This is a genomic window from Luteimonas salinisoli (assembly GCF_013425525.1).
In the GTDB taxonomy this organism is placed as follows: domain Bacteria; phylum Pseudomonadota; class Gammaproteobacteria; order Xanthomonadales; family Xanthomonadaceae; genus Luteimonas; species Luteimonas salinisoli.
On the sequence record NZ_JACCKA010000075.1, the window covers coordinates 1 to 18,834 of the forward strand.

Consider the following 18,834-nt stretch of genomic DNA (forward strand, 5'->3'; position numbering starts at 1 on the left):
AACCATGGCCAAGGGTAAGTTCGAGCGCACCAAGCCCCACGTGAACGTGGGCACGATCGGTCACGTGGACCACGGCAAGACGACGCTGACGGCGGCGCTGACGAAGATCGGTGCGGAGCGTTTCGGCGGCGAGTTCAAGGCCTACGACGCGATCGACGCGGCGCCGGAAGAGAAGGCGCGCGGGATCACGATTTCGACGGCGCACGTGGAGTACGAGTCGGAGAGCCGGCACTACGCGCACGTCGACTGCCCGGGCCACGCGGACTACGTGAAGAACATGATCACCGGTGCGGCGCAGATGGACGGCGCGATCCTGGTGTGTTCGGCCGCGGACGGTCCGATGCCGCAGACGCGCGAGCACATCCTGCTGGCGCGCCAGGTCGGCGTGCCGTACATCGTGGTCTACCTGAACAAGGCGGACCTGGTGGACGACGCCGAGCTGCTGGAGCTGGTGGAGATGGAGGTCCGCGAGCTGCTGAGCAAGTACGAGTTTCCGGGCGACGACACTCCGATCATCACCGGTTCGGCGCGTTCCGCGCTGGAAGGCGATCAGACCGACATTGGCGTGCCGTCGATCATCAAGCTGGTCGAGGCGCTGGACACCTGGATCCCGGAGCCCGAGCGCGACGTGGACAAGCCGTTCCTGATGCCGGTGGAGGACGTGTTCTCGATCTCCGGGCGCGGCACGGTGGTGACCGGGCGCATCGAGCGCGGGATCATCAAGGTGGGCGACGAGATCGAGATCGTGGGGATCCGCGCGACGCAGAAGACCACGGTGACGGGCGTGGAGATGTTCCGCAAGCTGCTGGACCAGGGCCAGGCGGGCGACAACGCGGGTCTGCTGCTTCGCGGCACCAAGCGCGACGACGTGGAGCGCGGGCAGGTGCTGTGCAAGCCGGGTTCGATCGCGCCGCACACCAGCTTCGAGGCCGAGGTGTACGTGCTGTCGAAGGACGAGGGCGGTCGTCACACGCCGTTCTTCAAGGGCTACCGTCCGCAGTTCTACTTCCGGACCACGGACATCACCGGCGCGGTGACGCTGCCGGAGGGCACGGAGATGGTGATGCCGGGCGACAACGTGAAGATGGTGGTGGAGCTGATCAACCCGGTGGCGATGGACGAGGGCCTGCGCTTCGCGATCCGCGAGGGCGGCCGGACGGTCGGCGCCGGCGTGGTGGCGAAGATCCTGAAGTGACGCAGCGCGGCGGGCGCGCCTGACGCGCTCGCCTTTGTCGCTGCGCCGTCCCGGTGCAGGCCGGGGTCAGGCCCGCGCCCCCAAAGGCGCAGGTCCACAACCACCGAAGCAAGACCCAAGCCCCCTGCGCCGTCCGCCCACGGTGGAAAGCGACAGGGGACGAGGCGAACGGCGGGCCGAGAACTTCGGTCCGCCTTCGCCGTCTCAAGGAACCCGGCAGGGAAACGTACCGATACGCCAGTAGCTCAATTGGCAGAGCAGCGGTCTCCAAAACCGCAGGTTGGGGGTTCGAGTCCCTCCTGGCGTGCCACCTCTACGGAAAACGAAGGCCCGCACCGAAGCGAATGAACAGCAGAGTCGAACAACCCAAGGGCGCCTCGAGCGGCGACATCGTCAAGTACGCGCTTGCGCTGCTGCTGGTGGTCGCCGGCGTGTTCGCGTTCTACTGGTTCGACGGCCAGTGGCCGGCGCCGGCGCGGGTGCTGGCCGTGGCGGCGGGCGTGGTCGCCGGCGCGGTGGTGTTCCTGACCAGCGGCAAGGGCGTGGAAACCCGCGAGTTCCTTTCGGAAACGCGGTTCGAGCTGCGCAAGGTGGTCTGGCCGACGCGCCAGGAAGCGGTGCGGATGAGCTGGGTGGTGATCATCGCCGTGGTCATCATCGCGCTGATCCTGGCGGGCTTCGACGGCGTGATCCAGTGGCTGCTGCGGCTGTTCCTCGGGCAATGACGGAGAGTTCGGATTCGATGGAAACGCAAGGCGACAAGCGCTGGTACGTTGTGCACGCCTACTCCGGCTTCGAAAAGTCGGTGGCTCAAGCGCTGCGCGACCGCATCGTGCGGTCCGAGATGCAGGACCGCTTCGGCGACGTGCTGGTGCCCACCGAGGAAGTGGTGGAGATGCGCGCCGGTCAGAAGCGCCGCTCCGAGCGCAAGTTCTTCCCCGGCTACGTGCTGGTGCAGATCGCCACGCACGAGGAGAGCGGCATCCCGCGCATCGACAGCGAAAGCTGGCACCTGATCAAGGAAACGCCGAAGGTGATGGGCTTCATCGGCGGCACCGCGGACCGTCCGCTGCCGATCAGCGACAGCGAGGCCGACGCGATCCTCCAGCGCGTGGCCGAGGGCGTGGAGAAGCCGCGGCCCAAGGTGCTGTTCGAGCCGGGCCAGATGGTGCGCGTCACCGACGGACCGTTCAACGACTTCAACGGCGTGGTCGAGGAAGTCAACTACGAGAAGAGCCGCCTGCGTGTGGCGGTGCTGATTTTCGGGCGTTCCACGCCGGTCGAGCTGGAGTTCGGCCAGGTGGAGAAGGCCTGAGTAGCCGGGATGGGGAATCGGGAATCGGGAATCGATAAAAGCTCTGGCTTTCACGATTCTCCATTCCCGATTCCCGATTCCCATTCAAAGCGACGGGGAGCTGCACGAGCCGATGATGGCTCCGAAGCGTTCGAACCCGAGGAGAAGCAACAATGGCAAAGAAAGTCGTCGGTTACATCAAGCTGCAGGTCAAGGCCGGGCAGGCCAATCCGAGCCCGCCGGTCGGTCCCGCCCTGGGTCAGCGCGGCCTGAACATCATGGAGTTCTGCAAGGCGTTCAACGCCGCCACGCAGAAGCTCGAGCCGGGTCTGCCGATCCCCACCGTGATCACCGCCTACTCCGACCGCACCTTCACCTTCATCACCAAGACGCCCCCGGCGACGGTGCTGCTGAAGAAGGCGGTCGGCATCCAGTCCGGCTCCAAGCGCCCCAACACCGAGAAGGTGGGCAAGGTGACGCGCAAGCAGCTGGAAGAGATCGCCAAGGCGAAGGAACCGGACCTGACCGCGGCCGACCTGGAAGCGGCGGTGCGCACGATCGCGGGCTCGGCCCGCAGCATGGGCCTGACGGTGGAGGGCTGAGGACATGAAGCAGACCAAGCGACAGAAGGCGAGCGCCACCGCGGTGGAACCCGGCAAGGCCTATCCGATCGAGCAGGCGTTGAAGATCGTCAAGGATCACAGCAAGGTGAAGTTCAACGAGGCGGTCGACGTGGCCGTGCGGCTCGGCGTCGACGCCCGCAAGTCCGACCAGCAGGTGCGCGGTTCGACCGTGCTGCCCGCCGGTACCGGAAAGACCGTGCGCGTGGCGGTGTTCGCCCCCGCCGGCGCCAAGGCCGAGGAGGCGTTGGCTGCAGGCGCCGATGCCGTGGGCATGGAGGACCTGGCCGAGAAGATGCATGGCGGCGACCTGAGCTACGATGTGGTCATCGCCACGCCGGACGCGATGCGTGTGGTCGGCAAGCTCGGCACGCTGCTCGGTCCGCGCGGCCTGATGCCGAACCCGAAGGTCGGCACGGTCTCGCCGAACCCGGGCGAGGCGGTCAAGAACGCCAAGGGCGGCCAGGTGCGCTACCGCACCGACAAGGCCGGCATCATCCACTGCACGATCGGCAAGGCCGATTTCGAGGACGGCAAGCTGCAGGAGAATCTGCAGGCGCTGCTGGCGGACCTGGTCAAGGCCAAGCCCGCCACCGCCAAGGGCACCTACCTGCAGAAGATCTCGATCAGCTCGACCATGGGTCCCGGCGTCGCCGTGGACCAGTCGTCGCTGTCGTTGAAGTGACGAACTGAAATTTTGAGGGCATCGCAACGGGCTTTGGCCCGGCGCGGCGCCGTCAAAGACCGCAGGCGCGGCCTGCGCTGCGGCGACGACGGGCAAGGAGGCTCGACCGGCAGGGAATCGCCGTCGCCGTACGCGTGGATCGCTTAATCCCGGAGCGCGAGAGCGCGAAAGGGCCTGCGTAGATGGTCGCCGACCCTCCAGTGGAAATCTGGAAACGGCTGCCAACCGTGAACGCTCCGGCGTTCGCCGCATCGAAGGACCGATGCGGATCAAGGGCCGCCCCGACGAGGATCCGGACGGGCGGAAAAAGTAGTCAGGAGAATGCAATGGCTCTGAATCTGAACCAGAAGAAGGAAGTCGTTGCCGAACTGGCCGAGGTCGCCGGCAAGGCGCACTCGCTGGTTGCCGCCGAGTACGTGGGTCTGACGGTCGCGCAGTTGACCGACCTGCGCCAAAAGGCGCGCCAGGAAGGCGTGTTTCTGAAAGTAGCCAAGAACACGCTGGTCTCGCGCGCAGTGGAGAACACCGATTACGCCGTCGTCAAGGACGAGCTGACCGGTCCTCTGCTGTATGCCTTTTCTGAGCAGGACCCCGGTGCGGCCGGACGTCTGATCAAGGAGTTCGCCAAGGCGAACGACAAGCTGAAGCCGCGTCTGGTCTCGATGGGCGGGCAGAAGTACCCGGGCTCCCATGTGGATGTCCTGGCGTCGCTGCCGACCCGCGATCAGGCGCTGTCGATGCTGCTCAGCGTCATGGCCCAGCCGGCCACCATGCTGGTGCGGCTGCTGTCCGAGCCCGCCTCGCAGATCGCTCGCGTCACCAACGCGGTCGGTCAGAGCAAAGCGGCTTAGGGCGACCAGTCACAGTTCGGTATCCGAGTTCCACATCAAACAGCCGTTTCCAAGTTAGCTAACAGAGGTAATCACGATGTCCCTTTCGAATGAAGAAATCATCGAAGCCATCAGCACCAAGACCCTCCTCGAGGTGATGGAGCTGGTGAAGGCGATGGAAGAGAAGTTCGGCGTCTCCGCCGCCGCCCCGGTCGCCGTGGCTGCCGGCCCCGCCGCCGCCGCCGCTCCGGTCGAGGAGCAGACCGAGTTCACCGTGCTCCTGAAGGCCACCGGCGAGAAGAAGGTCGAGGTCATCAAGGTGGTCCGCGCGATCACCGGCCTGGGCCTGAAGGAAGCCAAGGACCTGGTCGAGAGCGCGCCGAAGGAAGTGAAGGAAGGCGTGTCGAAGGACGAGGCCGAGAAGTTCAAGAAGGACCTCGAGGCCGCCGGCGCCACCGCCGAGCTGAAGTAAGCGTTAGTTGCGTCGCCGGTTCCATCGGGCGACCAGCCGAGGCTGGGGGCGAAAGCCCCCGGCCTTCGGTCGTTGTTGCAAGGTCGGGAATCGGGAATAGGGAATCGGGAATGGCGAGAGCAGAAGAGCCGGTCGCTTTTTTGGCTTTCAACGATTCCCGATTCTCCATTCCCGATTCCCGGCCCTATCGAGTCGACAGTAGGAAGTAGCGGGAGAGGGCGTGCTGGTGCCGGCAATACCAGCGACTTCCCACTGGCGATTTACCCGGTCAGACATTGATCCCCCCAGAACCGCGGACGCGCGGTTCGCAGATGCCAAAGGCGGTCATTCCCCATGACGACATCGTATTCGTTCACCGAGAAGAAGCGCATCCGCAAGGACTTCGGCAAGCGCCGGACCATCCTCGAGGTCCCCTTCCTGCTCGCGATCCAGGTCGACTCCTACCGCGAGTTCCTGCAGGCCAACATCGAGCCCGCCAAGCGCGACGACCGCGGCCTGCATGCCGCGCTGAAGTCGGTGTTCCCGATCGTCAGCTACAACGGCTATGCCGCCCTCGAGTACGTCGGCTACAAGCTCGGCGAGCCGGTGTTCGACGAGCGCGAGTGCCGCAACCGCGGCCTCAGCTACGGCGCGCCACTGCGCGTCACGGTGCGCCTGGTCATCTACGACCGCGAGTCGTCGAGCAAGGCCATCAAGTACGTGAAGGAGCAGGAAGTCTACATGGGCGAGATCCCGCTCATGACCGAGAACGGAACCTTCATCGTCAACGGCACCGAACGCGTCATCGTCTCGCAGCTGCACCGGTCGCCCGGCGTGTTCTTCGACCACGATCGCGGCAAGACCCACAGCTCGGGCAAGCTGCTGTACAGCGCTCGCATCATTCCCTATCGCGGTTCCTGGCTGGACTTCGAGTTCGACCCGAAGGACGCGCTGTTCACCCGTATCGACCGCCGCCGCAAGCTGCCGGTGACGATCCTGCTGCGCGCGCTCGGCTACTCCAACCAGGAGATGCTGAACGAATTCTTCGAGATCAACACCTTTCACGTCGATCCGAGCGAAGGCGTACAGCTGGAGCTGGTGCCCGAGCGCCTGCGCGGCGAGACCCTTGATTTCGACCTGGCCGACGGCGAGCAGGTCATCGTCGAGGCCGGCAAGCGCATCACCGCGCGCCACATTCGCCAGCTCGAGCAGTCCGGGATCGAGGCGCTGGCGGTGCCCGACGAGTACCTGCTCGGTCGCATCCTCTCGCACGACGTGATCGACCCGGCCACCGGCGAGCTGCTGGCCACCTCCAACGACGAGATCAGCGACGAGCAGCTGGCCGCGTTCCGCAAGGCCGGCGTCGAGACCGTGGGCACCATCTGGGTCAACGACCTGGACCGCGGCCCCTACATCTCCAACACCCTGCGCATCGACCCGACCAAGACCCAACTCGAGGCGCTGGTCGAGATCTACCGCATGATGCGCCCCGGCGAGCCGCCGACCAAGGACGCCGCGCAGAACTTGTTCCACAACCTGTTCTTCACCTTCGACCGCTACGACCTGTCGGGCGTGGGCCGGATGAAGTTCAACCGCCGGCTCGGCCGCAAGGAGACCGAAGGCGCCTCGGTGCTGTACGACTCGCACTACTACGCCGAGCGCAAGGACGAGGATTCGGCCAAGCTGCGCGAGCAGTTCGGCGACAGCTCCGACATCCTCGACGTGATCAAGGTGCTGACCGAGATCCGCAACGGCCGCGGCACCGTGGACGACATCGACCACCTCGGCAACCGTCGCGTGCGTTCGGTCGGCGAGATGGCCGAGAACGTGTTCCGCGTCGGCCTGGTGCGCGTGGAGCGTGCCGTGCGCGAGCGCCTGACCATGGCCGAGGCCGATGGCCTGACCCCGCAGGAGCTGATCAACGCCAAGCCGGTGGCCGCCGCGGTCAAGGAGTTCTTCGGCTCCTCGCAGCTGTCGCAGTTCATGGACCAGAACAACCCGTTGTCGGAGGTCACCCACAAGCGCCGCGTTTCGGCGCTCGGGCCGGGCGGCCTGACCCGCGAGCGTGCCGGCTTCGAGGTGCGCGACGTGCACCCGACCCACTACGGCCGCGTCTGCACCATCGAGACGCCGGAAGGCCCCAACATCGGCCTGATCAACTCGCTGGCGGTGTTCGCCCGCACCAACCGCTACGGGTTCCTCGAGACCCCGTACCGCAAGGTCGTGGGCGGCAAGGTGACCGACGAGATCGAGTTCCTCTCGGCGATCGAGGAGAACGAGTACGTCATCGCCCAGGCCAACGCGCCGCAGGACGCCGACGGCAGGCTCGACGCGCAGTTCGTCGACTGCCGCTACCAGGGCGAGTCGCTGCTCAAGCCGCCGTCCGAGGTCGACTTCATGGACGTCTCGCCGATGCAGACCGTGTCGGTCGCGGCGGCGCTGGTGCCGTTCCTGGAGCACGACGACGCCAACCGCGCGCTGATGGGCGCCAACATGCAGCGCCAGGCGGTGCCGACGCTGCGCGCCCAGAAGCCGCTGGTCGGCACCGGCATCGAGCGGGCGGTCGCGCGCGACTCCGGCGTGACCGTGAACGCCCGTCGCGGCGGCGTGGTCGAGCAGGTCGACGCGGGACGCGTGGTGGTCAAGGCCAACGAGGGGGAGATCTCCGGCGAGCACGATGCCGGCGTCGACATCTACTCGCTGATCAAGTACACCCGCTCCAACCAGAACACCTGCATCAACCAGCGTCCGCTGGTGAACGTGGGCGACGTGATCGCGCGCGGCGACGTGCTGGCCGACGGTCCCTCGACCGACATCGGCGAGCTGGCCCTGGGACAGAACATGCTGGTGGCGTTCATGCCCTGGAACGGCTACAACTTCGAGGACTCGATCCTGCTCTCCGAGCGCGTGGTCGAGGAGGATCGCTACACCACGATCCACATCGAGGAGCTGACCTGCGTGGCCCGCGACACCAAGCTGGGCCCGGAGGAGATCTCGGCGGACATCCCCAACGTCTCCGAGCAGGCGCTCAACCGCCTCGACGAGTCCGGTGTGGTCTACATCGGCGCCGAAGTGCGCGCCGGCGACATCATGGTGGGCAAGGTCACGCCGAAGGGCGAGAGCCAGCTGACGCCGGAGGAGAAGCTGCTGCGGGCGATCTTCGGCGAGAAGGCCTCGGACGTGAAGGACAGCTCGCTGCGGGTGCCGCCGGGGATGGACGGCACCGTCATCGACGTGCAGGTCTTCACCCGCGACGGCATCGAGAAGGACAAGCGCGCGCGCCAGATCGAGGAAAACGAGATCAAGCGCGTCAAGAAGGACTTCGACGACCAGTTCCGCATCCTCGAGGGCGCGATCTATGCGCGGCTGCGCTCGCAGATCGTCGGCAAGGTCGCCAACGGCGGCCCCGGCCTGAAGAAGGGCGACGCGATCGGCGACGAGTACCTGGACGGGCTGAAGAAGTCGGACTGGTTCGCGATCCGCATGAAGGACGCGGACGCGGTCGAGGCGATCGAGCGCGCCCAGAAGCAGATCGAGGCCCATCGCAAGGAGTTCGACCTGCGCTTCGAGGACAAGCGCGGCAAGATCACCCAGGGCGACGACCTCGCCCCGGGTGTGCTCAAGATGGTCAAGGTGTTCCTGGCGGTGAAGCGCCGCATCCAGCCCGGCGACAAGATGGCGGGCCGCCACGGCAACAAGGGCGTGATCTCCAACATCGTGCCGGTCGAGGACATGCCCTACATGGCCGACGGCAGCTCGGTGGACATCGTGCTCAACCCGCTGGGCGTGCCGAGCCGCATGAACATCGGCCAGATCCTCGAGACCCATCTGGGCTGGGCCGCCAAGGGCCTGGGTCAGAAGATCCAGCGCATGCTCGATGCGCAGGCGAAGGTGAGCGAGCTGCGCGCCTTCCTCGACCAGATCTACAACCACGACAGCAAGCTGAACGGCGAGCGGGTCGATCTGAAGCAGTTCAGCGACGCCGAGCTGCTGCAGCTGGCCGGCAACCTCACCGACGGCGTGCCGATGGCGACCCCGGTGTTCGACGGCGCGGCGGAGTCGGAGATCAAGCTGATGCTCGAGCTCGCCGATCTGCCGACCAGCGGCCAGACCCAGCTGTACGACGGACGCACCGGCGATGCCTTCGAGCGCAAGGTGACCGTGGGCTACATGCACATGCTGAAGCTCAACCACCTGGTCGACGACAAGATGCACGCGCGTTCGACCGGCCCGTACTCGCTGGTCACCCAGCAGCCGCTTGGCGGCAAGGCGCAGTTCGGCGGCCAGCGCTTCGGCGAGATGGAGGTCTGGGCGCTGGAGGCCTACGGCGCGGCGTACACGCTGCAGGAGATGCTGACGGTGAAGTCCGACGACGTGCAGGGCCGCAACCAGATGTACAAGAACATCGTCGACGGCGAGCACGAGATGGTCGCCGGCATGCCCGAGTCCTTCAACGTCCTGGTCAAGGAAATCCGCTCGCTGGCCATCAACATGGAGCTCGAGGAGCACTGAGAACCGGGAATGGGGAATCGAGAATCGGGAATCGTCAGAGCAAGGGCTGCAACTGCCGACGATCGCCTAAAACCTCTGATTCCCCGCCTTGAACCATTCCCGATTCTCGATTCCCGATTCCCGGAGATTTCTAATGAAAGACCTACTGAACCTGTTCAACCAGCAGCGCCCGACGCTCGATTTCGATGCGATCAAGATCGCGCTGGCGTCGCCGGACATGATCCGTTCGTGGTCCTACGGCGAGGTCAAGAAGCCGGAGACCATCAACTACCGCACCTTCAAGCCGGAGCGCGACGGGCTGTTCTGCGCCGCCATCTTCGGGCCGGTGAAGGACTACGAGTGCCTGTGCGGCAAGTACAAGCGCATGAAGCACCGCGGCGTGGTGTGCGAGAAGTGCGGCACCGAGGTCACCCTGGCCAAGGTCCGCCGCGAGCGCATGGGCCACATCGACCTGGCATCGCCGGTCGCCCACATCTGGTTCCTCAAGTCGCTGCCCTCGCGCATCGGCCTGATGCTGGACATGACCCTGCGCGACATCGAGCGGATCCTCTATTTCGAGGCCTACGTGGTCACCGAGCCGGGCCTGACCCCGCTCGAGCGCGGCCAGCTGCTCAACGAAGAGCAGTTCATGCAGATGCGCCAGGAGCACGGCGACGATTTCGACGCCGCGATGGGCGCCGAGGCCGTCTACGACCTGCTGCGCACGATCGACCTGCAGGCCGAGATGATCAAGCTCAAGGAGGACATCGCCGCCACCGGGTCCGAGACCAAGCTCAAGCGCCTGACCAAGCGCATCAAGCTGGTCGAGGCCTTCGTCGAGTCCGGGAACCGCCCGGAGTGGATGATCATGACGGTGCTGCCGGTGCTGCCGCCGGACCTGCGCCCGCTGGTGCCGCTGGACGGCGGCCGCTTCGCGACCTCCGACCTCAACGATCTGTACCGCCGGGTCATCAACCGCAACAACCGGCTGCGCCGTCTGCTGGAGCTCAACGCGCCCGACATCATCGTGCGCAACGAGAAGCGCATGCTGCAGGAGTCGGTGGATGCGCTGATGGACAACGGCCGCCGCGGCCGCGCCATCACCGGCACCAACAAGCGCCCCCTCAAGTCGCTGGCCGACATGATCAAGGGCAAGCAGGGCCGGTTCCGCCAGAACCTGCTCGGCAAGCGCGTGGACTACTCGGGCCGCTCGGTCATCGTGGTCGGTCCGACCCTGCGCCTGCACGAGTGCGGCCTGCCGAAGAAGATGGCGCTGGAGCTGTTCAAGCCGTTCATCTTCTCCAAGCTGCAGCGCCGCGGCCTGGCGACCACGATCAAGGCCGCCAAGAAGCTGGTCGAGCGCGAGGAAGCCGAGGTCTGGGACATCCTGGAAGAGGTGATCCGCGAGCACCCGGTGCTGCTCAACCGCGCGCCGACCCTGCATCGCCTGGGCATCCAGGCGTTCGAGCCGGTGCTGATCGAGGGCAAGGCGATCCAGCTGCACCCGCTGGTCTGTACCGCGTTCAACGCCGACTTCGACGGCGACCAGATGGCCGTGCACGTGCCGCTGAGCCTCGAGGCGCAGCTGGAAGCGCGCGCGCTGATGATGTCGACCAACAACATCCTCTCGCCCGCCAACGGCGAGCCGATCATCGTGCCGTCGCAGGACGTGGTGCTGGGCCTGTACTACATGACCCGCGCCCTCGAGAACAAGAAGGGCGAGGGCATGGTGTTCGCCAACATCGCGGAGGTGAAGCGGGCGTACGACCACCGCGTCGTCGAGCTGCACGCAAAGGTCAAGGTGCGCATCGCCCAGACCGTCCTCGCCGAGGACGGCGAAAGGACCCGGGAGGTCTCCATCGTCGACACCACGGTGGGCAGGGCGCTGTTGATGGAGATCATGCCCGAGGCGCTGCCGTTCTCGCTGGCCAACGTCGAGCTGACCAAGAAGAACATCAGCCGCCTGATCAACTCCTGCTATCGCCTGCTGGGCCTGAAGGACACGGTGGTGTTCGCCGACAAGCTGATGTACACCGGTTTCGCCTACGCGACCCGTGCCGGCGTGTCGATCGGCATCGACGACATGACCATCCCCGACGAGAAGAAGGGCATCCTGGCCGAGGCCGAGACCGAGGTGCTGGAGATCCAGCAGCAGTACCAGTCGGGCCTGGTGACCGCCGGCGAGCGCTACAACAAGGTCGTCGACATCTGGTCGCGCTGCAACGAGCGCGTGGCCAAGGCGATGATGGACGCGATCGGCACCGAGCACGTCACCAATGCCAAGGGCGAACAGGTGCCGCAGAAGTCGATGAACTCGGTCTACATCATGGCCGACTCCGGCGCGCGCGGCTCGCAGGCGCAGATCCGCCAGCTGGCGGGCATGCGCGGACTGATGGCCAAGCCGGACGGCTCGATCATCGAGACGCCGATCACCGCGAACTTCCGCGAAGGCCTGAACGTGCTGCAGTACTTCATCTCCACCCACGGCGCGCGCAAGGGCCTGGCGGACACGGCGCTCAAGACCGCCAACTCCGGCTACCTGACCCGCCGCCTGGTCGACGTGGCCCAGGACGTGGTGATCACCGAGCCCGATTGCGGCACCGTCACCGGCCTGACCATGACCCCGATCGTCGAAGGCGGCGACGTGGTCGAGCCGCTGCGCGACCGCGTGCTCGGCCGCATCGTGGCCGAGGACGTGTTCCTGCCCGGCGACGACGAGGACCCCATCGTCACCCGCAACACCCTGCTCGACGAAGCCTGGGTGCAGAAGCTCGAGGACGCGGGCGTGCAGACCATCAAGGTGCGCTCGACGATCACCTGCGAAAGCAGCTTCGGCGTCTGCGCCCAGTGCTACGGGCGCGACCTCGGCCGCGGCCACCTGGTCAACCACGGCGAGGCGGTCGGCGTGGTCGCCGCGCAGTCGATCGGCGAGCCCGGCACCCAGCTGACGATGCGGACCTTCCACATCGGCGGCGCGGCGTCGCGTGCGGCCGCGATCGACAACGTCACGGTCAAGACCACCGGCTCGGTGAAGTTCAACAACCTCAAGTCGGTCAATCACGCCAGCGGCGGCCTGGTCGCGGTGTCGCGTTCCGGCGAGCTGTCGGTGCTCGACGGCCACGGCCGCGAGCGCGAGCGCTACAAGCTGCCCTACGGCGCGATGATCAACGTCAAGGACGGCGCCGCGGTCAAGGCCGGCCAGACCGTGGCCAGCTGGGATCCGCATAACCACCCGATCGTTTCGGAGGTCGCCGGCTCGATGCGCTTCGTCGACTTCGTGGACGGCGTCACCGTGATCGAGAAGACCGACGAGCTGACCGGCCTGGCGTCGCGCGAGATCACCGATCCCAAGCGCCGCGGTTCGCAGGGCAAGGACCTGCGCCCGCTGGTGCGAATCGTCGACAAGAAGGGCAACGACCTGACCATTCCCGGGACCGACCTGCCGGCGCAGTACCTGCTGCCGCCGCGCTCGATCGTCAACCTGCAGGACGGCGACGCCGTGGGCGTAGGCGACGTGGTGGCCAAGATCCCGCAGGAGGCTTCCAAGACCCGCGACATCACCGGCGGCCTGCCGCGCGTGGCCGATCTGTTCGAGGCCCGCAAGCCGAAGGATCCGGCGATCCTGGCGGAGAAGTCCGGCGTGGTCAGCTTCGGCAAGGACACCAAGGGCAAGCAGCGCCTGATCATCAAGGGACCTGACGGCGACGAGCACGAGGAGCTGATTCCCAAGTACCGCCAGATCATCGTGTTCGAGGGCGAGCACGTGGAGAAGGGCGAGACCGTGGTGGACGGCGAGCCGAGCCCGCAGGACATCCTGCGCCTGAAGGGCGTCGAGGAGCTGGCCGCCTACCTGGTCAAGGAGATCCAGGACGTCTATCGCCTGCAGGGCGTCAAGATCAACGACAAGCACATCGAGACCATCATCCGGCAGATGCTGCGCAAGGTGGAGATCACCGACGCGGGCGACAGCCGCTACCTGGCGGGCGAGCAGGTCGAGAAGCAGCGCGTCATCGAGGACAACGCCAGGCTGACGTCGAAGAACGAGTTGCCGGCCAAGTACGACCCGGTGCTGCTGGGCATCACCAAGGCCTCGCTGGCGACCGAGTCGTTCATCTCCGCGGCCTCGTTCCAGGAGACCACCCGCGTGCTGACCGAGGCCGCCGTGCGCGGCACCCGCGACGGCCTGCGCGGCCTGAAGGAGAACGTGATCGTCGGCCGGTTGATCCCGGCGGGCACCGGCCTGGCCTACCACACCCAGCGCCGTCGCGACGCCAGCGGGCTGACGGAGTCGGAGATGGAAGCGCTCTCCGGCGGCCCGGCCGTGGCCGCGGAGGCTGGGACGGCCGTCGAGGAGGCCGCCGGAGGCGAGGGTGCCGGGAGCGGCGGCGCGGAGTAGGACGCCGCCGGCCCGGCGGGCCGGGGCGGCGGTGCCGTCCCGGACTTGCCAATGCGGCGTCCCGGGCCTATAACGGCAGCGGACACAGCGACGGCCTCTTGGCCGTCCCAGATCACGAAATGAGGCGTCAGGGACGCGCCTCGTATTCGGCCCAGGAAGGGCGGGATTGACGCGGAACCGTCTCCCGGCGCGCCCCAGCGGCGTGCCCGGGGTGTGCAGGTTGGCCTTGCGTTGACGCCATGCGTCAGCGCCAGCTATACTTTTCCGTCTCGGCGGGCCGGGTTGTACCGGCCTGCCTTCGTTTTCACGCACGGGCCCCGGCCCCAACGACAGAACCCCTAAACGATGGCAACGATCAACCAGCTGGTGCGGAAGCCGCGCAACCCCGAGACCTACAAGAGCACCTCGCCCGCGCTGGCGAACTGCCCGCAGCGTCGCGGCGTCTGCACGCGCGTCTACACCACGACCCCGAAGAAGCCGAACTCGGCCCTGCGCAAGGTCGCCAAGGTGCGCCTGACCAACGGTTACGAGGTCATCTCCTATATCGGCGGCGAAGGTCACAACCTGCAGGAGCACTCGGTGGTGTTGATCCGCGGCGGCCGCGTCAAGGACCTGCCGGGCGTGCGCTACCACACCGTCCGCGGCTCGCTCGATGCGGCCGGCGTGACCAAGCGCAAGCAGGCGCGCTCCAAGTACGGCGCCAAGCGTCCGAAGGGCTGAGCACGATCCGCCTCAGCGAATCGCCGAATCTAAGATTGATAGAACAAGGTCTGCATCATGTCCCGTAAAGGTTCTGCTCCGCAGCGCAACGTCCTGCCCGATCCCAAGCACGGCAGCGAGACGATCGCGCGCTTCATCAACATGGTCATGAAGAGCGGCAAGAAGTCGGTCGCCGAGAAGATCGTGTATGGCGCCATGGACGTCATCGGCGAGAAGAACGGCAACGCCCTCGAGCTGGTCGAGAAGGCGCTGGGCAACGTGTCCCCGGCCGTAGAGGTGAAGTCCCGTCGGGTCGGCGGCGCCACCTACCAGGTGCCGATCGAAGTGCGCGCTTCGCGCCGCACCGCGCTGGCGATGCGCTGGGTGATCGAGTCGGCGCGCAAGCGCGGCGAGAACACCATGCCGCGCAAGCTGGCCGCCGAACTGGTCGACGCCTCCGAGAACCGCGGCGGCGCGATCAAGAAGCGCGAGGAAACCCACCGCATGGCGGAAGCGAACAAGGCGTTCGCCCACTACCGCTGGTGATCCCGCGGGCGCCCTGAGGGGCGCCCGGTCCAGGCGCCCGGCGCGCAGCCGCGCGGCGCCATCAGCGGTCCGGCCGGTCCGGCCGCGACGCGAATCCGGAAGCCGCCCTCGAGGCGGCGTCCGGCCATTCCAGCCCGGCCTCGCCGGGCCCAGAGACGAGAGACGACCGTGGCTCGTACCACTCCCATCGAACGCTATCGCAACTTCGGCATCATGGCCCACATCGATGCCGGCAAGACCACCACGTCCGAGCGCATCCTGTTCTACACCGGCGTCAGCCACAAGATCGGCGAAGTCCACGACGGCGCCGCGGTGATGGACTGGATGGAGCAGGAGCAGGAGCGCGGCATCACCATCACCTCGGCCGCGACCACCGCGTTCTGGAAGGGGATGGACCAGTCGCTGCCCGAATACCGGCTCAACATCATCGACACCCCCGGCCACGTCGACTTCACCATCGAGGTGGAGCGCTCGCTGCGCGTGCTCGACGGCGCCGTGTTCGTGCTGTGCGCGGTCGGCGGCGTGCAGCCGCAGTCCGAGACCGTGTGGCGCCAGGCCAACAAGTACTCGGTGCCGCGCCTGGCGTTCGTCAACAAGATGGACCGGACCGGCGCCAACTTCGACAAGGTGGTCGAGCAGCTCAAGTCGCGTCTGGGCGCCTACCCGGTGCCGATGCAGATGCCGGTCGGCGCCGAGGACGGCTTCGAGGGCGTGATCGACCTGATCAAGATGAAGTACATCCACTGGGACGTGGCGTCGCAGGGCACGATCTTCGAGTACCGCGACGTTCCCGCCGAGCTGGCCGACAAGGCCGCCCAGGCGCGCAACTTCATGGTCGAGGCCGCGGCCGAGGCCAACGAGACGCTGATGGACAAGTACCTCGGCGGCGAGGAACTCACCGAGGACGAGGTCGTGGCCGGCCTGCGCGAGCGCACCCTGAAAACCGAGATCATTCCGGTGTTCTGCGGCAGCGCGTTCAAGAACAAGGGCGTGCAGGCCATGCTCGACGGCGTCGTACAGCTGCTGCCGTCGCCGTCCGACCGCCCGCCGGTGCAGGGCATCGACGATTCCGACAAGGAAGCGTCGCGCAAGGCCACCGATGCCGAGTCGTTCTCGGCGCTGGCGTTCAAGATCATGACCGACCCGTTCGTCGGTTCGCTGACCTTCTTCCGCGTCTACTCGGGCGTGCTCAACTCCGGCGACCAGGTCTACAACCCGGTCAAGTCGAAGAAGGAGCGCGTGGGCCGCATCCTGCAGATGCACTCGAACAACCGCGAGGAGATCAAGGAAGTGCGCGCCGGCGACATCGCCGCTGCGGTGGGCCTGAAGGACGTCACCACCGGCGACACCCTGTGCGCGCAGGACAACATCATCACCCTGGAGCGCATGGTGTTCCCGGAGCCCGTCATCTCGATGGCGGTGGAGCCGAAGACCAAGTCCGACCAGGAGAAGATGGGCCTGGCGCTGGGCCGCCTGGCGCAGGAGGATCCGTCGTTCCGCGTGCGGACCGACGAGGAATCCGGCCAGACCATCATCTCCGGCATGGGCGAGCTGCACCTGGACATCCTCGTCGACCGCATGAAGCGCGAGTTCAACGTCGAGGCCAACGTCGGCAAGCCGCAGGTCGCCTACCGCGAGACCATCCGCAAGGCGGTCAAGGCCGAGGGCAAGTTCGTCCGCCAGTCGGGCGGCAAGGGCCAGTTCGGCCACGTCTGGCTCGAGATTTCGCCGAACGAGCAGGGCAAGGGCTACGAGTTCGAGAACGCGATCGTCGGCGGCGTGGTGCCCAAGGAGTACATCCCGGCTGTCGACAAGGGCATCCAGGAGGCGGTCGCCAACGGCATCATGGCGGGCTACCCGATCGTCGACGTGAAGGTGAAGCTGGTCGACGGCTCCTACCACGAGGTCGACTCCTCGGAAATGGCGTTCAAGATCGCCGGCTCGATGGGCTTCAAGGAAGGCTTCCACAAGGCCAGCCCGGTGCTGCTCGAGCCGATCATGAAGGTCGAGATCGTCACGCCGGAGGATTATCTCGGCGACGTGATGGGCGACGTGAGTCGCCGGCGCGGCATCTTGCAGGGCCAGGACGACAGCCCTTCGGGAAAGATCATCAATGCGATGATTCCGCTGGGCGAGATGTTCGGCTATGCCACCTCGCTGCGCTCGATGTCGCAGGGCCGGGCCACCTTCACGATGGAGTTCGACCACTACGCCGAAGCGCCGACGAACATCGCCGAGACGGTTACCAAGAAGGGCTGAAAGCCGTGATTGGTGATTGGTGATTCGTGATTCGGAAGAGCCACGATCCCACCTTCGCCAATCACGAATCACGAATCACGAATTACGGAGCAAACCATGGCCAAGGGTAAGTTCGAGCGCACCAAGCCCCACGTGAACGTGGGCACGATCGGTCACGTGGACCACGGCAAGACGACGCTGACGGCGGCGCTGACGAAGATCGGTGCGGAGCGTTTCGGCGGCGAGTTCAAGGCCTACGACGCGATCGACGCGGCGCCGGAAGAGAAGGCGCGCGGGATCACGATTTCGACGGCGCACGTGGAGTACGAGTCGGAGAGCCGGCACTACGCGCACGTCGACTGCCCGGGCCACGCGGACTACGTGAAGAACATGATCACCGGTGCGGCGCAGATGGACGGCGCGATCCTGGTGTGTTCGGCCGCGGACGGTCCGATGCCGCAGACGCGCGAGCACATCCTGCTGGCGCGCCAGGTCGGCGTGCCGTACATCGTGGTCTACCTGAACAAGGCGGACCTGGTGGACGACGCCGAGCTGCTGGAGCTGGTGGAGATGGAGGTCCGCGAGCTGCTGAGCAAGTACGAGTTTCCGGGCGACGACACTCCGATCATCACCGGTTCGGCGCGTTCCGCGCTGGAAGGCGATCAGACCGACATTGGCGTGCCGTCGATCATCAAGCTGGTCGAGGCGCTGGACACCTGGATCCCGGAGCCCGAGCGCGACGTGGACAAGCCGTTCCTGATGCCGGTGGAGGACGTGTTCTCGATCTCCGGGCGCGGCACGGTGGTGACCGGGCGCATCGAGCGCGGGATCATCAAGGTGGGCGACGAGATCGAGATCGTGGGGATCCGCGCGACGCAGAAGACCACGGTGACGGGCGTGGAGATGTTCCGCAAGCTGCTGGACCAGGGCCAGGCGGGCGACAACGCGGGTCTGCTGCTTCGCGGCACCAAGCGCGACGACGTGGAGCGCGGGCAGGTGCTGTGCAAGCCGGGTTCGATCGCGCCGCACACCAGCTTCGAGGCCGAGGTGTACGTGCTGTCGAAGGACGAGGGCGGTCGTCACACGCCGTTCTTCAAGGGCTACCGTCCGCAGTTCTACTTCCGGACCACGGACATCACCGGCGCGGTGACGCTGCCGGAGGGCACGGAGATGGTGATGCCGGGCGACAACGTGAAGATGGTGGTGGAGCTGATCAACCCGGTGGCGATGGACGAGGGCCTGCGCTTCGCGATCCGCGAGGGCGGCCGGACGGTCGGCGCCGGCGTGGTGGCGAAGATCCTGAAGTGACGCAGCGCGGCGGGCGCGCCTGACGCGCTCGCCTTTGTCGCTGCGCCGTCCCGGTGCAGGCCGGGGTCAGGCCCGCGCCCC

General features: G+C 66.5%; 13 protein-coding genes and 1 tRNA gene. All 14 read left to right on the forward strand.

Going from position 1 to position 18,834, the window contains the following annotated elements:
- Positions 1-4 precede the first annotated feature (4 nt).
- The 14 genes from tuf (H0E84_RS13385) (at position 5) to tuf (H0E84_RS13450) (ending at position 18,753) form a co-directional block, all read left to right on the forward strand.
- On the forward strand, positions 5-1,195 hold the full coding sequence (tuf, locus tag H0E84_RS13385; protein WP_180678727.1) for an elongation factor Tu: 1,191 nt from the start codon (positions 5-7) through the stop codon (positions 1,193-1,195).
- A gap of 234 nt (positions 1,196-1,429) precedes the next feature.
- Positions 1,430-1,505: transfer RNA gene (locus H0E84_RS13390), tRNA-Trp, on the forward strand.
- A gap of 34 nt (positions 1,506-1,539) precedes the next feature.
- Positions 1,540-1,920 carry a preprotein translocase subunit SecE gene (gene secE, locus H0E84_RS13395; RefSeq protein WP_180679161.1) on the forward strand — a complete coding sequence of 127 codons (381 nt, stop codon included), beginning with the start codon at positions 1,540-1,542 and terminating at the stop codon, positions 1,918-1,920.
- Between the two features lie 17 nt (positions 1,921-1,937).
- Complete coding sequence (nusG, locus tag H0E84_RS13400) at positions 1,938-2,510, forward strand: transcription termination/antitermination protein NusG (protein ID WP_180679162.1); 573 nt, start codon at positions 1,938-1,940, stop codon at positions 2,508-2,510.
- A gap of 152 nt (positions 2,511-2,662) precedes the next feature.
- Positions 2,663-3,091: a 50S ribosomal protein L11 gene (gene rplK / locus H0E84_RS13405; RefSeq protein ID WP_180679163.1), complete on the forward strand. Its 429-nt coding sequence runs from the start codon at positions 2,663-2,665 to the stop codon at positions 3,089-3,091.
- A gap of 4 nt (positions 3,092-3,095) precedes the next feature.
- The gene (gene rplA / locus H0E84_RS13410) at positions 3,096-3,794 is read left to right on the forward strand and encodes a 50S ribosomal protein L1 (protein ID WP_180679164.1); all 699 of its coding nucleotides are present in this window, start codon (positions 3,096-3,098) and stop codon (positions 3,792-3,794) included.
- 326 nt (positions 3,795-4,120) lie between these two features.
- Positions 4,121-4,645: a 50S ribosomal protein L10 gene (rplJ, locus tag H0E84_RS13415; protein WP_180679165.1), complete on the forward strand. Its 525-nt coding sequence runs from the start codon at positions 4,121-4,123 to the stop codon at positions 4,643-4,645.
- 76 nt (positions 4,646-4,721) lie between these two features.
- Positions 4,722-5,096, forward strand: coding sequence for a 50S ribosomal protein L7/L12 (gene rplL, locus H0E84_RS13420; RefSeq protein WP_180679166.1), 375 nt, complete (start codon positions 4,722-4,724; stop codon positions 5,094-5,096).
- Positions 5,097-5,429: 333 nt separating this feature from the next.
- A complete protein-coding gene (rpoB, locus tag H0E84_RS13425; protein ID WP_180679167.1) occupies positions 5,430-9,587 on the forward strand; it encodes a DNA-directed RNA polymerase subunit beta in 4,158 nt (1,385 codons plus the stop codon).
- 133 nt (positions 9,588-9,720) lie between these two features.
- Positions 9,721-13,962, forward strand: coding sequence for a DNA-directed RNA polymerase subunit beta' (rpoC, locus tag H0E84_RS13430; protein ID WP_180679168.1), 4,242 nt, complete (start codon positions 9,721-9,723; stop codon positions 13,960-13,962).
- 345 nt (positions 13,963-14,307) lie between these two features.
- Positions 14,308-14,682, forward strand: a complete 375-nt coding sequence (gene rpsL / locus H0E84_RS13435) for a 30S ribosomal protein S12 (protein WP_180679169.1) — start codon at positions 14,308-14,310, stop codon at positions 14,680-14,682.
- Positions 14,683-14,739: 57 nt separating this feature from the next.
- Entirely contained in the window at positions 14,740-15,207 is a 468-nt protein-coding gene (gene rpsG / locus H0E84_RS13440; RefSeq protein ID WP_180679170.1) for a 30S ribosomal protein S7, read from the forward strand.
- Positions 15,208-15,375: 168 nt separating this feature from the next.
- The gene (gene fusA / locus H0E84_RS13445; protein WP_180679171.1) at positions 15,376-17,466 is read left to right on the forward strand and encodes an elongation factor G; all 2,091 of its coding nucleotides are present in this window, start codon (positions 15,376-15,378) and stop codon (positions 17,464-17,466) included.
- A 96-nt stretch (positions 17,467-17,562) separates the two neighbouring features.
- The gene (tuf, locus tag H0E84_RS13450; RefSeq protein ID WP_180678727.1) at positions 17,563-18,753 is read left to right on the forward strand and encodes an elongation factor Tu; all 1,191 of its coding nucleotides are present in this window, start codon (positions 17,563-17,565) and stop codon (positions 18,751-18,753) included.
- Positions 18,754-18,834 lie beyond the last annotated feature (81 nt).

Bases quoted from the DNA above. Each gene is read 5' to 3' on its own strand.
- tuf (WP_180678727.1), top strand. From the start codon at position 17,563: ATGGCCAAGGGTAAGTTCGAGCGCACCAAGCCCCACGTGAACGTGGGC.
- rpoC (WP_180679168.1), top strand. From the start codon at position 9,721: ATGAAAGACCTACTGAACCTGTTCAACCAGCAGCGCCCGACGCTCGAT.
- rplA (WP_180679164.1), top strand. From the start codon at position 3,096: ATGAAGCAGACCAAGCGACAGAAGGCGAGCGCCACCGCGGTGGAACCC.
- secE (WP_180679161.1), top strand. From the start codon at position 1,540: ATGAACAGCAGAGTCGAACAACCCAAGGGCGCCTCGAGCGGCGACATC.
- rplJ (WP_180679165.1), top strand. From the start codon at position 4,121: ATGGCTCTGAATCTGAACCAGAAGAAGGAAGTCGTTGCCGAACTGGCC.
- rplK (WP_180679163.1), top strand. From the start codon at position 2,663: ATGGCAAAGAAAGTCGTCGGTTACATCAAGCTGCAGGTCAAGGCCGGG.
- rpoB (WP_180679167.1), top strand. From the start codon at position 5,430: ATGACGACATCGTATTCGTTCACCGAGAAGAAGCGCATCCGCAAGGAC.
- rplL (WP_180679166.1), top strand. From the start codon at position 4,722: ATGTCCCTTTCGAATGAAGAAATCATCGAAGCCATCAGCACCAAGACC.
- tuf (WP_180678727.1), top strand. From the start codon at position 5: ATGGCCAAGGGTAAGTTCGAGCGCACCAAGCCCCACGTGAACGTGGGC.
- rpsL (WP_180679169.1), top strand. From the start codon at position 14,308: ATGGCAACGATCAACCAGCTGGTGCGGAAGCCGCGCAACCCCGAGACC.
- nusG (WP_180679162.1), top strand. From the start codon at position 1,938: ATGGAAACGCAAGGCGACAAGCGCTGGTACGTTGTGCACGCCTACTCC.
- rpsG (WP_180679170.1), top strand. From the start codon at position 14,740: ATGTCCCGTAAAGGTTCTGCTCCGCAGCGCAACGTCCTGCCCGATCCC.